Below are 14,796 nucleotides of genomic sequence, written 5' to 3'. Positions count from 1 at the left end.
TTTCGTAAACTGAGCGCATGCTAGCAAAAAATGTGCGTTTCCGCATGGTTTTTGCATATCGGGTGAGCAAAAAGGCAGCAGCGCTGACATTTTCCTTGACCATAATGGTGCAACGCGATAACGTATGGGACGCTTTGAACACCCCAAAGCCCTATGGTCAGGTCGCGACCGGCACACAAGGCCATCCGCGGCAAGACGCGCTTTCATTTGTAGGCAGTTTGTTCTAACCCGCGCCACAAGCGCGAGCGGTTCGTACAGGCGCCACAGAAACTCCGGCCAAACGAGTTGCGTTAAGCGTTGTTTTGTAAGGTATCTATGGGTGCCCAAAGAAATGTCGTGACCGCATGAAAAGGGAAGCAGGAGCACTGTCGCGCACGGCGAACTTCGTCAGGAAAGAACATCCGATCAATCTCCAATGGACCTTGAAAGGAATGTTTCATGAATACCGAAGCAGCAGCAGGACCAATTACGGGCGCAGAAATTGTCGTGCGCTGTCTGGCTGAAGAGGGCGTCGAGCACGTCTTTGGATACCCGGGCGGAGCCGTACTCTACATCTACGACGCCATCTTCCAGCAAAACAAATTCCAGCATATCCTGGTACGCCACGAGCAGGCCGCGATCCACGCCGCCGATGCCTATTCGCGCAGCTCGAACAAGGTCGGTGTCGCCATCGTCACGTCCGGTCCGGGCGTCACGAATGCCGTCACGGGCCTGTCCACCGCGTACATGGACTCGATTCCCATGGTCGTGATCTCCGGCCAGGTGCCGAGCCACGCCATCGGGCAGGATGCGTTCCAGGAATGCGACACGGTCGGCATCACCCGCCCCGTGGTCAAGCACAACTTCCTCGTCAAGGACGTCAAGGACCTGGCAGCGACGATCAAGAAGGCTTTCTTCATCGCCCGTACCGGCCGTCCGGGACCCGTGCTGGTCGATATCCCCAAGGATATCAGCATGCACAAATGCCATTTCGACTATCCGAAGGAAGTCGAGATGCGTTCCTACCGTCCCGTCGACAAGGGCCATTCGGGCCAGATCCGCAAGGCCGTCCAATTGCTGCTGCAAGCGGAACGTCCGATGATCTACACGGGCGGCGGCGTGATCCTGGCAAATGCCTCGGCCGAGCTGAACAAGCTGGTCGACCGCCTGGGTTTCCCATGCACCAACACCTTGATGGGCCTGGGCGGCTACCGCGCCTCGAGCGAGCAGTATGTCGGCATGCCCGGCATGCACGGCACCTATGAAGCGAACATGGCGATGCAGAACTGCGACGTCCTGATCGCCATCGGCGCCCGTTTCGATGACCGCGTGATCGGCAACCCGAAACATTTCGCTTCGCATCCGCGCAAGATCATCCACGTGGACATCGATCCATCGTCGATTTCCAAGCGCGTGAAGGTCGATATTCCCATCGTCGGCAACGTCAAGGATGTGCTGATCGAATTCCTGGCGCAACTGGACGCGGCCGAAGCCAAGCCGAACGTCAATGCATTGAGCAACTGGTGGAAGCAGATCGCCGAATGGCGTGGCCGCGAATGCCTGAAATACCCGACCTCCGACCTGGTCATCAAGCCGCAAGCGGTGGTCGAGAAAGTATTCCAGATCACCAAGGGCGACGCCTTCATCACGTCCGACGTGGGCCAGCACCAGATGTGGGCTGCGCAATATTATGGCTTCGACAAGCCGCGCCGCTGGATCAATTCCGGCGGCCTGGGCACCATGGGTGTCGGCTTGCCGTATGCCATGGGCGTGCAGATGGCCAATCCGGACGCCACCGTTGCCTGCATCACGGGCGAAGGTTCGATCCAGATGTGCATCCAGGAATTGGCGACGTGCAAGCAGTATCATTTGACGCCGAAGATCATCATGCTCAACAACCGTTTCCTCGGCATGGTGCGCCAGTGGCAGGAAATCGATTACGGTTCGCGCTATTCCGAGTCGTACATGGATTCGCTGCCCGACTTCGAGAAGCTGGCTGAAGCCTACGGACACGTGGGCATGAGAATTGAAAAACCGGGCGACGTCGACGGCGCCCTGAAAGAGGCGTTTGGCATGAAAGACAGGCTGGTATTCATGAACTTCATTACCGACCAGTCCGAAAACGTGTGGCCCATGGTGAAAGCCGGCAAAGGCCTGTCCGAAATGATGCTCGGCTCGGAGGACCTCTAATCATGCGCCATATTATTTCTGTCTTGCTGGAAAACGAAGCGGGCGCCCTGTCGCGCGTGGTGGGCCTGTTCTCGGCACGCGGCTACAACATTGAAACATTGACGGTGGCGCCGACGGAAGACTCGACCCTGTCGCGCATGACCATCGTCACCAGCGGCTCGGACGACATCATCGAGCAGATCACCAAGCACCTGAACCGCCTGATCGAAGTGGTGAAGGTGGTGGACCTGACCGAAGGCCAGCATATCGAACGCGAGTTGATGCTGATCAAGGTTCGTGCCGTGGGCAAGGAGCGCGAGGAAATGAAGCGCACCGCCGATATCTTCCGTGGCCGCATCATCGATGTCACCGAAAAGACGTACACGATCGAACTGACCGGCAACAAGGTCAAGCTCGACGCGTTCATCGATTCGATCGACCGCGCCGCCATCCTGGAAACCGTCCGCACGGGTGGTTCCGGTATCGGCCGCGGCGAACGCATCCTCAAAGTATAAAAAGACAAGCAGCACTACGCGGCCCTGGCGCCGCATTTAAAACAACAACGCATCATCAAATTATAGGAAATACCATGAAAGTTTTTTACGACAAAGACGCTGACCTCTCCTTGATCAAAGGCAAAAACGTTGCCATCATCGGCTACGGTTCGCAAGGCCACGCACACGCACAAAACCTGAACGATTCGGGCGTCAACGTCACCGTCGGCCTGCGCAAGGGCGGCGCGTCGTGGACCAAGGTCGAGCAAGCTGGCTTGAAAGTGGCGGAAGTCAACGACGCCGTGAAAGCGGCCGACGTCATCATGATCCTGTTGCCAGATGAAAACATCGCCCAGGTCTACAACGAAAACATCGCCCCGTTCGCCAAGCAAGGCGCTGTCCTGGCCTTCGCCCACGGCTTCAACGTGCATTACGGCCAAGTCGTGCCACGCGCCGACCTGGACGTGATCATGGTCGCGCCGAAAGCCCCGGGCCACACCGTGCGCGCCACCTACACCCAGGGCGGCGGCGTGCCCCACCTGATCGCCGTGTACCAGGACAAATCGGGCATCGCCCGCGATATCGCCCTGTCGTATGCCTCGGCCAACGGCGGCGGCCGTGCCGGCATCATCGAAACGAACTTCCGCGAAGAAACTGAAACGGACTTGTTCGGCGAACAAGCCGTGCTGTGCGGCGGTGCCGTGGAACTGATCAAGGCTGGCTTCGAAACCCTGACGGAAGCCGGTTACGCGCCTGAAATGGCCTACTTCGAGTGCTTGCACGAACTGAAGCTGATCGTCGACCTGATCTATGAAGGCGGCATCGCCAACATGAACTACTCGATCTCGAACAACGCCGAATACGGCGAATACGTGACCGGTCCTAAAGTCGTGACCTCGGCCACCAAGGATGCGATGCGTCAATGCCTGAAAGATATTCAAACGGGCGAATACGCAAAGAGCTTCATCCTGGAAAACAAGGCAGGCGCACCGACCCTGATCTCGCGCCGCCGCCTGACGTCCGAGCACCAGATTGAAGAAGTGGGCGCGAAACTGCGCGCCATGATGCCTTGGATCGCCAAGAACAAGATGGTTGACCAGTCGAAGAACTAAGCAGTCATAGTTCCTCACAAGAAGCCGGCGCAAGCCGGCTTTTTTTTGTGCGCAGGCGCCTGGCAGGCAACATCCGTTACAATCGGGCCCATTCAACAATACCGTCAGCACCATGCTTGTTTTTTCTAAAGTTTTTATCGGCAATCTTCATGTGCTCAAGCGCCCCGTCTCGGTTGCCATCAGCTGCTGGTTTCTGGTCATCGGCTCGCTGTCAGCGCTGGTGTCGGCTTACCTCGGCCGAAACGATCCCGCCATGCTGGCCGGAATGGGGGGCAGCGTGATTCCCGCCGGGGTGCAATATGCGATGTTGCTCTTCAGTCAGGGCATTACCCTGGTGGCAGCGCTGGCCATGCTGCAGAGGCAGCGTGGCGCGCGCACTGTGTATCTGGTGTGGGGCGTGATCGACATTGCATTCTGCCTGGCGACCGTGCCGCTGAAGATGAACGTCTTGCCTGGCGCGCTGACGTTCGCCGTCATCTGCGCCTTCCTGTACAGTCCGAAATCGAATGCCTGGTTTTCGCCGCGCAAGGCGGCCAATGATGCCTGCATGACACCAGCTTGAGCACTGCCGGTTCAAGCACGGCTGTCTTGGCGCGCACGCTTTTCGCCCGCCTCCTATATAATTCCGCCCTTCCTTTGCAGTTTCACATGGACTGCATCTGTTTCGGTATCTGCCGACCGCAACGCGCATCACCGCTTTTGTAGCACGCCAGGCGCTAATTGATCAGCCGCTTGCGCAACCTGAAGGACCCCTATGACTGACCGCATTACCGCCACAGTACCCATGCAGGGCGCTGCTGAATCCTCCGTTTCCGAACGGCTTCCCGTCCTGGCCTTGCTGGCCCTGGCCATGACGGCGTTTCTCGCCCTCCTGTCGGAAACCTTGCCGGCCGGCTTGCTGCCGCAGATTGCCCGGGACCTGAATATTTCCGAAGTCATGACGGGCCAGCTGGTGACCGTCTACGCCATAGGTTCCATCCTGACGGCGATTCCCCTGACGGCCCTGACGAGCGGCTGGCGCCGGCGCAATGTCTTGCTGCTGGCCATCATCGGCTTCTTGATCTTCAATACGGCGACGGCCCTGTCGCCCAACTATATGGTCGCCCTGGTCTCGCGCTTCGTCACCGGCATGGCCGCTGGCCTAGCCTGGGGCTTGATGGCCGGCTACGCGCGCCGCATGGTCAGCGTCGAACAGCAGGGCAGGGCGATGGCCATTGCCATGATCGGCACGCCGCTGGCCCTGTCGCTGGGCGTGCCGCTGGGCACCCTGATGGGTGGCGTGCTGGGCTGGCGCAGCATCTTCGGCATCATGTCCGGCATGGCCGTGGTGCTGGTCGCGTGGGTGTTGCTGGCCGTGCCCGATTATCCGGGGCAAAAGAATGGGGAACGCCTGTCGATCCGTCAGGTGTTCATGACGCCGGGCGTGCGGCCGATCTTGGCCGTCATCGTCGCCTGGATGCTGGCGCATAACATTCTGTATACCTACATCGCACCGTTCCTGGCGCCGTCCGGCTTGCGCCCCCGCGTCGACCTGGTGCTGCTCGTGTATGGCGTGGGCTCGCTGGCCGGCATCTGGCTGGTCAGCCAGCTGATCGACCGCTGGCTGCGCCCGCTCGTGCTTGGCTGCATCGCCGCGTTTGCCCTCGTGATGGTGGCGCTGGGCCTGGCGATGGACTCCCCGATCGTCATCTATGTCAGCATGGCCATCTGGGGCATCACCTTTGGCGGCGCCGGCACCTTGCTGCAGACGGCGTCGGCGGACGCGGCTGGCGACGGCATGGATGTGGCGCAGGCCATGGTGGCGACCATCTGGAACGTGGCCATCGCGGGCGGCGGCCTGGCGGGCGGCATGCTGCTCGACGGCTATGGCGCTGCGTCGTTCCCCTGGGCCATGCTGGCCTTGCTGATGGTGGCACTGACCATCGCCTGGCGCGCGCACCGGCACAGTTTCAAGCCGGGCCGGCGCAGCGGCGGCGCAGTGCACGGTCACTAATAACATTGTTATTTTGAATGTCGCTGTGTTGAAATGTGAGCAGATGTGACTGGCAAGCACATTTTGTGACGATTTGTTAATTTGCGCCACAGGAATGAATGAGGCGTTAGAATCTACACAGTTTGACAAGTTTCTCAGGCGAAAGGGATGGCAAAAGCGTCCCCTTCGCTGGCTGTCAGCCATATTAACTACCTAGGAGTACCCCCATGACCGTGATGAAATCCGTCCTTGTTGCCGCCGCCGCCACCGTTGCCCTGAGCGCACAAGCCCAATCCCTGCCGACCAACGGCACCCTGGTGGTCGTACCCGCGTTTGGCGAAGTCAAGCATGTCAATGACCAGGTGGTCGCTACCCTGGCCGTCGAAGAACAGGACAAGGACAAGGCTGCCGCCGCGTCGAGAGTCAACCAGAAGATGAACAAGGGTATCGCCATCGTCAAGCAGGCCGATCCATCGGCAGCATTGAAATCGTACGGCTACTACACCTATCCCGTGTATCCGGAAGAGCGTCCATTGCCGGCTGGCGCCGTTGCCAAGCCGCGCCTGCCAACGGCCTGGCGCGTGGGCCAGTACCTGGAAGTGACGACGGCCAACCTGGCGACCCTGCCAAAAACCGTGTCGGCGGCGCAAGGCGTGCTGACCCTGAATGGCTTGAATTTCGGCCTAAAGCCGGAAACCATCCGCCTGCTGGATGACCAGCGCATCGCCGCCACGTATAAAAACCTGAACGAACGCGTGGCCGCCATCGCCAAGGCCATGGGCCGCAACGTTTCCGACGCCGTGCTCGATACGGTGGACTTCGAAGGTTCGGGCAACTATGTCACCGAAAACCGTGCTGCCGCCGCGCCGATGATGATGCGCAGCGCCAAGATGGCCGAAGACAGCACCGTTGCCGAACCAAGCTTCGAGCCGGGCGAAACGACGCTCGACATGCGCGTCGTCGGCAAGGTCAAGTTCAAGTAAGCTCAAGTAAGCTGAGTCGCGCGGAAATGCTTCCGCGTTAGCATGTTGTAAAGATCATGGGGCTGCTGGCCCCATGGTCGTTTTTGCCCCATTATTTCCAGGAGAACACTATGACCGTCATGAAAGCTATGCTGGCAGCCGCCGCCGCTACCGTTGCCCTGAGCGCACAAGCCCAGGCCTTGCCGACCTCCGGCACACTCGTGGTGGTGCCCGCCAACGGCGAAGTGGTGCATGCGAACGACCAGGTGACCGTCACCCTGGCCATCGAAGAGCAGGACAAGGACAAGGCCGCCGCCGCCTCGCGCGTGAACCAGAAGATGAACCAGGGCGCGGCCATCGTCAAGAAAGCCGACCCGCAAGCCGTGCTGAAGACCCAGGGCTACTACACGTATGCCGTGTATCCGGAAACGGCGCCCTTGCCGCCGGGCGTCGCCGCCAAGCCGCGCGTGCCGACCGGCTGGCGAGTGGGCCAGTATCTGCAGGTGACGACGACCAACCTGGCCGCCTTGCCGAAAACCGTATCCGCGGCGCAAGGCGTGCTGACCCTGAACCGCCTGAATTTCGGCCTGGCGCCCGCCACCATCCGCAAGCTCGACGACCAGCGCATCGCGGCCGCGTACAAGAACCTGAACGAGCGCGTGGCCGCCATCGCCGGCGCCATGGGCCGCAATGTCAATGACGCCGTGATCGACACCATCGATTTCGAAGGTTCGGGCAATTACGCGCAGCGCGTCAACATTACCGGTGCGCGCGCCAGCATGAGCGCCGATGCCATGGGCTACGGCGGCAACCAGGTGGCCGAACCGAGTTTCGAAGCGGGCGAAACGACCCTGAACATGGGCCTGGTGGCGAAGATCAAGTTCAAATAGGATAGTATCGGCGTCAATATTGCCAGCTTGACGCCGCCGCGCTTTTCTTTGGCGGTGGCTCCTCTATAATGGCAACATCGGCAGGCGCATGCCGCAAGACGAATGCGCCTGCCATCTGGCACCGAATCCCCGCAGTACACAAGATATGGAACAACATGGCAAACTTCCCCCGTCGTAGAGGCAAGAACGGCACCCCCGCAGTATCCAAAGCGTCCCGCTTCAGCAAATTCGTGCGCCAGCCGGTGACCGATGGCACTGGCAAGAAAACCTTGCGCCGCCGCGGCATCTATCTGTTGCCGAATGCCTTCACGACGGCAGCCCTGTTTTGCGGCTTCTATGCCATCGTCATGGCCATGAACCAGAAATTCGAACACGCGGCCTGGGCCATCTTCATCGCCATGATCCTCGACGGCCTCGACGGCCGCATCGCCCGCCTGACGAATACGCAGAGCGAATTCGGCGCCCAGTACGACAGCCTGTCCGACATGGTGTCGTTCGGCGCCGCGCCGGCGCTGGTGATCTATGAATGGTCGCTGCGCGGCATGGGCAAGCTGGGCTGGCTGGCCGCCTTCGTGTATTGCGCCGGCGCCGCCTTGCGCCTGGCACGCTTCAACACGAATATCGCCGTTGTCGACAAACGCTTCTTCCAGGGCTTGCCCAGCCCGGCGGCGGCGGCCATGGTGGCCGGTTTCATCCTGCTGATGAACGACCTGGAATTTGCCGGCAACCAGCTGGCCTGGGTCTCGTGGACGATCGCCCTGTTCTCCGGCCTGACCATGGTCACCAACGTGCCGTTCTACAGTTTCAAGGATGTGAATTTCCGCAAGTCCGTGCCCTTCATCGTGGTATTCCTGCTGGCATTGTTCTTTGCGCTCATTTCCATCGATCCGCCGAAAGTGCTGTTCCCGATCTTCGTCGCCTATGGTCTGTCCGGCTACGCCGTGTTTTTCTGGCGCATGGCGAAGGGCAAGCCCGTCAGCATCATCCAGACCGACCCCGAGCATTGATGCGCTGAGTCGGTAGCGTCGCCAGTCTTCAGCCAGCCAGGAGCAGCCATGAACACCAGCAACCGACTCATCATTTTTGACACCACCTTGCGCGACGGCGAGCAATCGCCGGGCGCCTCCATGACGCGCGAGGAAAAGCTGCGCATCGCCAAGCAGCTCGAACGCATGAAGGTCGACGTGATCGAAGCGGGCTTCGCCGCTGCCTCGCAAGGCGATTTCGAGTCGATACGGGCGATAGCCGGCGCCGTGCGCGAGTCCACCATCTGCTCGCTGTCGCGCGCCAACGACCGCGACATCGCCCGCGCCGCCGAAGCCCTGCAGCCGGCCGAGCGCAAGCGCATCCACACCTTCATCGCCACGTCGCCCCTGCACATGCAGATGAAGCTGCGCATGACGCCCGAGGAAGTCTTGCTGCAGGCACAGAACGCCGTGCGCTACGCGCGCCAGTTCACGGACGACATTGAATTCAGCCCCGAAGACGGCAGCCGCTCCGACGAGGATTTCCTGTGCCGCGTGCTGGAGGGCGTGATCGCCGAGGGCGCCACCACCATCAATTTCCCTGACACGGTCGGTTACGCCGTGCCGGAGATCTTCGGCAATACCATCAAGCGCTTGCGCGAACGCATCCCGAACTCCGATAAAGCCATCTGGTCCGTGCATTGCCATAACGACCTGGGCCTGGCTGTCGCCAATTCGCTGGCCGGCGTCATGATCGGCGGCGCGCGGCAGATCGAGTGTACCGTCAATGGCCTCGGCGAGCGGGCCGGCAACACGGCGCTGGAAGAAGTGGTGATGGCGCTGCGCACGCGCGCCGCCTATTACAACTTGACGGTGGGCATCGACACGACGCAAATCGTGGCCGCATCCAAGATGGTGTCGCAAATTACGGGCTTTGCCGTGCAGCCGAACAAGGCCGTCGTCGGCGCGAACGCCTTTGCGCATGCGTCCGGCATCCACCAGGACGGCATCTTGAAGGCGCGCGAGACGTATGAAATCATGCGCGCCGAAGACGTGGGCTGGACGGCCAACAAGATCGTCCTCGGCAAGCTGTCGGGCCGCAATGCCTTCAAGCAGCGACTGCACGAGCTGGGCATCGCGCTGGAATCGGAAGCGGAAGTCAACGCCGCCTTCATCCGTTTCAAGGAGCTGGCGGACCGGAAATCCGAGATTTTCGACGAAGACATCATGGCCCTCGTCAGCGAAGAACAGCAGGCGCAGGAGAGTGAGCACTACCGTTTCATTTCACTGACGCAGCAGTCGACGACGGGCGCCGTGCCGCATGCGCGCGTGGAATTCCTCGTCGGCGGCAAGCAACTGAGCTGCGAAGGGCGGGGCGACGGCCCCGTCGACGCCACGGTCAACGCCATCGAAAGCGCGGCCGCCAGCGGCGCGGAGCTGGTCTTGTTTTCCGTCAATGCCATCAGCACGGGCACGCAGTCGCAGGGCGAAGTCACCATGCGCCTGTCGCGCGACGGGCGCATCGTCAACGGCGTGGGCGCCGACCCGGACATCATCGTCGCCTCGGCCAAGGCGTATCTGTCGGCGTTAAATAAACTGCACGCCAAGGATGAGCGCATCGATCCCCAGCCGTAAGAGGGACGCTGGCAATCTGTCACCAGAAAAAGCGCCGCTCTTCCTTGGCTGGATCGGGCCCGTTCATCATCATGCGCACGATGCCGTCGTGGTCGAAATGCACGTGCATCATGGAATCCCAGACGCCCGATTCCTTGTAGCGGTAGGACCAGACATGCAGTTTCGGCAGCGACAGGTACGATGTTTCCGTCGGGCGGCCCAGGGTGTGCAGCACGTCTTGCTGGGTCGACACACCCACCTTGATGCGGGCAAAGCCCGGCGTGTCGAGCACTTGCTCGTAGGAAATTAGCTTGTCATCGGGGCCGAAGCGGGCCATGTACGTGTACTGGCCGTACGGTCCCGTCGCGTATTCCAGTTCAGACCCGGTGGGCAATTGATAGATATTCGTCGGCCGGCCCAGGCGCGCTTCCACGGCGGCGCGCGGCTCGCCCGGCTGGGGCGGCGGGGCGTTCCAGCTAGCGCAGCCGGCCAGCACGGCAAACAGCAGCGGTGTTGCTGATTTGAGCAGTTTTTTCATGTTTGACCTCCTGAAATGCAGGAAAATCCTATCATGCACCGAGAAAAGGCTGCACGGCAGGATACAGGCGGGCTTTTTTCCGATATACTTGCGCGTCTGGTTGGAAGCATAGGCCAGTATTTTAATAATCGTAGTTCACGGTGGATAGGGTTCAGACTCTGTGCACCGCATGTGAAAGGTTTATCATGACAGTAGAAAACATCAACAAAGCCGCTATCATCGCGGACAACGCACGTGGTCAAAACGACACCGGCTCCCCTGAAGTGCAAGTTGCACTGCTGACAGCTCGCATCAACGAACTGAACGGCCACTTCAAAGCCCACTCGAAAGATCACCACTCCCGCCGCGGCCTGATCATGATGGTCAACCGTCGTAAGAGCCTGTTGTCCTACCTGAAGGCTAAAGACGCTACCCGTTATCGCGACCTGATCGCTAAACTTGGTCTGCGCAAGTAATTTTTGCCGTACAAGGTTTATACAGAAATGCCTGCGCCAGTTCGCTGACGCGGGCATTTTGTCATTTGAATTCCGGATTTATATCGAGAAGTACAGTATTCTCTCCCGATATCATGTTTTAAAAGTAAAGTAGTAAAGGTGGCAACGATGTTTCTGCCGCCTGTGGTGAGGTGAACGACAGCCCCTGAAAATCTGTCGGCAATTAGAAAAGGGATACCCCATGTTTAACAAAGTTACGAAAACCTTCCAGTACGGTCAACACCAAGTGACCCTGGAAACCGGCGAAATCGCACGTCAGGCATCCGGCGCAGTGCTGGTGTCGATCGAAGATACCGTCGTTCTGGCAACGGTAGTGGCACGCAAAGATGCCAAGCCAGGCCAGGATTTCTTCCCTTTGACGGTTGATTATGTCGAGAAAACCTATGCTGCCGGTAAAATCCCGGGCGGTTTTTTCAAGCGCGAAGGCCGTCCTTCCGAAAAAGAAACACTGACATCCCGTTTGATCGATCGTCCTATCCGTCCGCTGTTCCCGGAAGGCTACCTGAATGAAGTGCAAGTCATCATTCACGTGTTGTCGGTCAATCCTGAAATCGATCCGGACATCGCCGCCATGATCGGCGCCTCGGCCGCCCTGTGCGTATCGGGCGTGCCTTTCAACGGTCCTATCGGCGCCGCGCGCGTCGGTTACGCCAATGGCCAGTACATCCTGAACCCGACCGTCCAGCAGCTGAAAACGTCGGAAATGGACCTGGTTGTCGCCGGTACCGAAACGGCTGTGCTGATGGTCGAATCGGAAGCGAAACAGCTGTCCGAAGAAATCATGCTGGGCGCCGTGGTCTTCGGCCACGACCAGATGAAAGTCGTCATCGACGCGATTCACGACCTGGTGCGTGACGGCGGCAAGCCGGAAGTGGAATGGGCGCCTGCGCCGAAAAACGAAGCACTGATCGCCCGCGTCGCGCATTTCGCCAACGCCAAGATCAATGACGCGTATCAAACCAAGGACAAGCAAGAGCGTACGGCCAAGCTGAAAGCAGCGACGTCGGAAGTGATCGCCGACCTGTCGGCCGAAGCGGCTGCCGCCGGCGGCGCGTCCATCGACAGCGCCGAAGTCAACAATATCCTGTTCGACATCGAAGCGAAAATCGTGCGTACGCAAATCCTGGACGGCGAGCCACGCATCGACGGCCGCGACACGCGCACCGTGCGTCCGATCTCGATCCGCACCAGCGTGCTGCCACGCACCCACGGTTCGGCCCTGTTCACGCGTGGCGAAACGCAAGCGCTGGTCGTGGCGACGTTGGGCACCGCCCGCGACAGCCAGAAGATCGATGCGCTGATGGGCGAGTTCACCGATTCGTTCATGCTGCATTACAACATGCCTCCGTTCGCCACCGGCGAAACGGGCCGCGTCGGTACGCCAAAACGCCGTGAAATCGGCCACGGCCGCCTGGCCAAGCGCGCGCTGATCGCCGCCCTGCCAGCAGCTGAAGAGTTCAGCTACTCGGTGCGCCTGGTATCGGAAATCACGGAATCGAACGGTTCCTCGTCGATGGCATCGGTGTGCGGCGGCTGCCTGGCACTGATGGACGCCGGCGTGCCGATGAAGGAACACGTGGCCGGTATCGCCATGGGCCTGATCAAGGAAGGCGGCAAGTTTGCCGTGCTGTCCGACATCCTGGGCGACGAAGATCACCTGGGCGACATGGACTTCAAGGTAGCCGGTACCCGCAACGGTATCACGGCGCTGCAGATGGACATCAAGATCATGGGCATCACCAAGGAAATCATGCAAGTGGCACTGGCGCAAGCCAAGGAAGGCCGCGAGCACATCCTGGGCGAAATGCAAAAAGCCATGCCGCACGTCAAAACCGAACTGTCCGATTTCGCACCGCGTCTGATCACCATCAAGATCAACCCGGAAAAAATCCGTGACGTGATCGGTAAGGGTGGCGCCGTGATCCGCGCGCTGACCGAAGAGACGGGCACCCAGATCGACATCAGCGACGAAGGCGTGGTCACCATCGCTTCCGTCGACGCTGCTGCCGGCCAGGAAGCCAAGCGCCGCATCGAAGAACTGACCGCTTCCGTCGAAGTGGGCAAGACCTACGAAGGCACCGTGCTGAAACTGCTGGACTTCGGCGCCATCGTGCAAGTTATGCCAGGCAAGGACGGCTTGCTGCACATCTCGCAGATCGCCAACGAGCGCGTGAACGCCGTGGCCGACTACCTGAAAGAAGGCCAGCTGGTGCGTGTAAAAGTTCTGGAAACAGACGACCGCGGCCGCCTGAAACTGTCGATGAAAGCTGCCGAAGGCAACGAAGCGCCAGCCGCTTGATGTCCTTCAGGTACGCCTGAGTGCGGCCTCGGCCGCATGCTTAAAAACCGCCGGCGCGCAAGCCCTGGCGGTTTTTTTATGCGCCGCGTTTGCGCTGTATCGAAGGCGTGTGCCGGCTTGCCCGCCTGTCTGCACCGGCCTTGATCCAGCGCGTATCGGCCGCTGCCGCGCCTTGTAGATTCGGAGTGGGATCTTCCCCTGAACGAGTCTTCCAAGGAGATGCAGCATGCGCACATTCTGCGGGCTGGCCGCCGCCTTTCTGCTTGCCGTCGCGCCCGGTGTTCGGGCACAGCTGGACAATGCACCCACGCCGGTGCCGCTGCCGATTCCCATCGCCGCCGCGTCCGCGGCCATGCCGGCGCAAGACCTTGACGCCTTGCGCGCCGTGCATGCGCGCGAAATCAATGACCTCAGCACCTTCAAGACGGCGGGCTTGCAGCGCGAAGCGATCGATCCCTACCTGGACAGCGCACCGGGCCGGCAATTCCTGAGCGAACTGCGCGCCGCCGATCCCGCCGCCCCGGCCGAGACGATTTACGCGCGCGCGGTCGAGCAGCTCGCTTCCGGCAGCACCTTGCCCGATTTGCAAGCCATGTCGGCCGCGCTGGTGAAGATCGTGCCGCATGGCCAGAACGTGTCGCCGTACTCGCCGTATTTCACCACCAGCGCGCAATTGCAGCTGGCGTCGGGCCAGTGCGCCAGCCTGGCAGACTGTTTCGGCTTGCCCTTGAAGAGCGAGGCGCCGCTGTATGATGTGTATCAGATCATGCCCAAGGGCACCGTCAACGTGTTCGTCAGCCAGGTGGCGCCGACGCAAGAGCTGGGCGGGCTGGTGCGGCGCAAGGGTGGGGCGCAGCAGTATCTATTGCCCAACCGCAGCCTGTGGTCGGCCCCCGTGCTGATCGGCACGATCAAGAATTAAGGAGAGATGATGGATCAACAGCGTTTGCAAGCCCATGCCGCCGAACTGGAGCAATTGTTGGCCCGGCTGGCGCCTAACGATGGGGAGGTGGCCGACCTGCGCAGCGCGCTGGAGCCGCTGCTGGCCTTGGCTGGCAGTGGGGCCTTGAGCGCGCCGCTGCCGTGGGGCGACATCCCCGGCGGGCGTTACTTTACGGAAGGCGGCTTGCGCCAGTACCCTGAACTGGAGCAGGCATTTGCCCGTTTCCGCATCGAAGCGACGGGTGGTGAATCGCCGGCCCTGCGCAAGCTGCGCGGCGAGCTGTAATTAATATATGGTATCAATTGTTGTTTATGGGTAATTGACTGTCAGTATTGCTTGACGACAAAATCTTATTCATCGACCAT

14 protein-coding genes are annotated in these 14,796 nt (G+C 60.4%); 13 read left to right on the top strand and 1 reads right to left on the bottom strand.

What is annotated here, in order from left to right:
- Positions 1-438: 438 nt before the first annotated feature.
- The 9 genes from CSQ91_RS12405 to CSQ91_RS12365 all read left to right on the top strand — a co-directional run bounded on the left by CSQ91_RS12405 (position 439) and on the right by CSQ91_RS12365 (position 10,178).
- Positions 439-2,169, top strand: coding sequence for an acetolactate synthase 3 catalytic subunit (locus CSQ91_RS12405; protein WP_052139969.1), 1,731 nt, complete (start codon positions 439-441; stop codon positions 2,167-2,169).
- 2 nt (positions 2,170-2,171) lie between these two features.
- Positions 2,172-2,663: an acetolactate synthase small subunit gene (gene ilvN, locus CSQ91_RS12400; protein ID WP_010399754.1), complete on the top strand. Its 492-nt coding sequence runs from the start codon at positions 2,172-2,174 to the stop codon at positions 2,661-2,663.
- A gap of 74 nt (positions 2,664-2,737) precedes the next feature.
- Positions 2,738-3,754, top strand: coding sequence for a ketol-acid reductoisomerase (gene ilvC / locus CSQ91_RS12395; protein ID WP_034750044.1), 1,017 nt, complete (start codon positions 2,738-2,740; stop codon positions 3,752-3,754).
- A 151-nt stretch (positions 3,755-3,905) separates the two neighbouring features.
- Positions 3,906-4,316 (top strand): hypothetical protein, encoded by a 411-nt coding sequence (locus CSQ91_RS12390; RefSeq protein ID WP_099388395.1) that lies wholly within the window; start codon positions 3,906-3,908, stop codon positions 4,314-4,316.
- A gap of 192 nt (positions 4,317-4,508) precedes the next feature.
- Positions 4,509-5,747, top strand: a complete 1,239-nt coding sequence (locus CSQ91_RS12385) for an MFS transporter (RefSeq protein ID WP_099388394.1) — start codon at positions 4,509-4,511, stop codon at positions 5,745-5,747.
- 206 nt (positions 5,748-5,953) lie between these two features.
- Positions 5,954-6,709 carry an SIMPL domain-containing protein gene (locus tag CSQ91_RS12380; protein WP_099388393.1) on the top strand — a complete coding sequence of 252 codons (756 nt, stop codon included), beginning with the start codon at positions 5,954-5,956 and terminating at the stop codon, positions 6,707-6,709.
- A gap of 110 nt (positions 6,710-6,819) precedes the next feature.
- Positions 6,820-7,578, top strand: coding sequence for an SIMPL domain-containing protein (locus tag CSQ91_RS12375; RefSeq protein WP_099388392.1), 759 nt, complete (start codon positions 6,820-6,822; stop codon positions 7,576-7,578).
- 155 nt (positions 7,579-7,733) lie between these two features.
- The gene (gene pssA, locus CSQ91_RS12370; protein ID WP_034779546.1) at positions 7,734-8,585 is read left to right on the top strand and encodes a CDP-diacylglycerol--serine O-phosphatidyltransferase; all 852 of its coding nucleotides are present in this window, start codon (positions 7,734-7,736) and stop codon (positions 8,583-8,585) included.
- 48 nt (positions 8,586-8,633) lie between these two features.
- The gene (locus CSQ91_RS12365) at positions 8,634-10,178 is read left to right on the top strand and encodes a 2-isopropylmalate synthase (protein ID WP_099388391.1); all 1,545 of its coding nucleotides are present in this window, start codon (positions 8,634-8,636) and stop codon (positions 10,176-10,178) included.
- Between the two features lie 19 nt (positions 10,179-10,197).
- Here CSQ91_RS12365 and bamE read toward each other — a convergent pair whose 3' ends face one another.
- Positions 10,198-10,695 (bottom strand): outer membrane protein assembly factor BamE domain-containing protein, encoded by a 498-nt coding sequence (gene bamE / locus CSQ91_RS12360; RefSeq protein WP_099388390.1) that lies wholly within the window; start codon positions 10,693-10,695, stop codon positions 10,198-10,200.
- A gap of 185 nt (positions 10,696-10,880) precedes the next feature.
- Between bamE and rpsO the strand changes: the two genes are divergently transcribed.
- The 4 genes from rpsO (at position 10,881) to CSQ91_RS12340 (ending at position 14,716) form a co-directional block, all read left to right on the top strand.
- On the top strand, positions 10,881-11,150 hold the full coding sequence (rpsO, locus tag CSQ91_RS12355; RefSeq protein ID WP_010399743.1) for a 30S ribosomal protein S15: 270 nt from the start codon (positions 10,881-10,883) through the stop codon (positions 11,148-11,150).
- 220 nt (positions 11,151-11,370) lie between these two features.
- Positions 11,371-13,488, top strand: coding sequence for a polyribonucleotide nucleotidyltransferase (pnp, locus tag CSQ91_RS12350; protein ID WP_010399742.1), 2,118 nt, complete (start codon positions 11,371-11,373; stop codon positions 13,486-13,488).
- Between the two features lie 226 nt (positions 13,489-13,714).
- A complete protein-coding gene (locus tag CSQ91_RS12345) occupies positions 13,715-14,410 on the top strand; it encodes a hypothetical protein (protein ID WP_099388389.1) in 696 nt (231 codons plus the stop codon).
- Between the two features lie 9 nt (positions 14,411-14,419).
- On the top strand, positions 14,420-14,716 hold the full coding sequence (locus CSQ91_RS12340) for a hypothetical protein (RefSeq protein ID WP_034779541.1): 297 nt from the start codon (positions 14,420-14,422) through the stop codon (positions 14,714-14,716).
- The last annotated feature ends 80 nt before the right edge of the window (positions 14,717-14,796 follow it).

Origin of the sequence: Janthinobacterium sp. BJB301, from assembly GCF_002735685.1 — a bacterium.
GTDB lineage: Bacteria > Pseudomonadota > Gammaproteobacteria > Burkholderiales > Burkholderiaceae_D > Janthinobacterium > Janthinobacterium lividum.
This window is presented reverse-complemented; position numbering and strand designations above follow the sequence as displayed.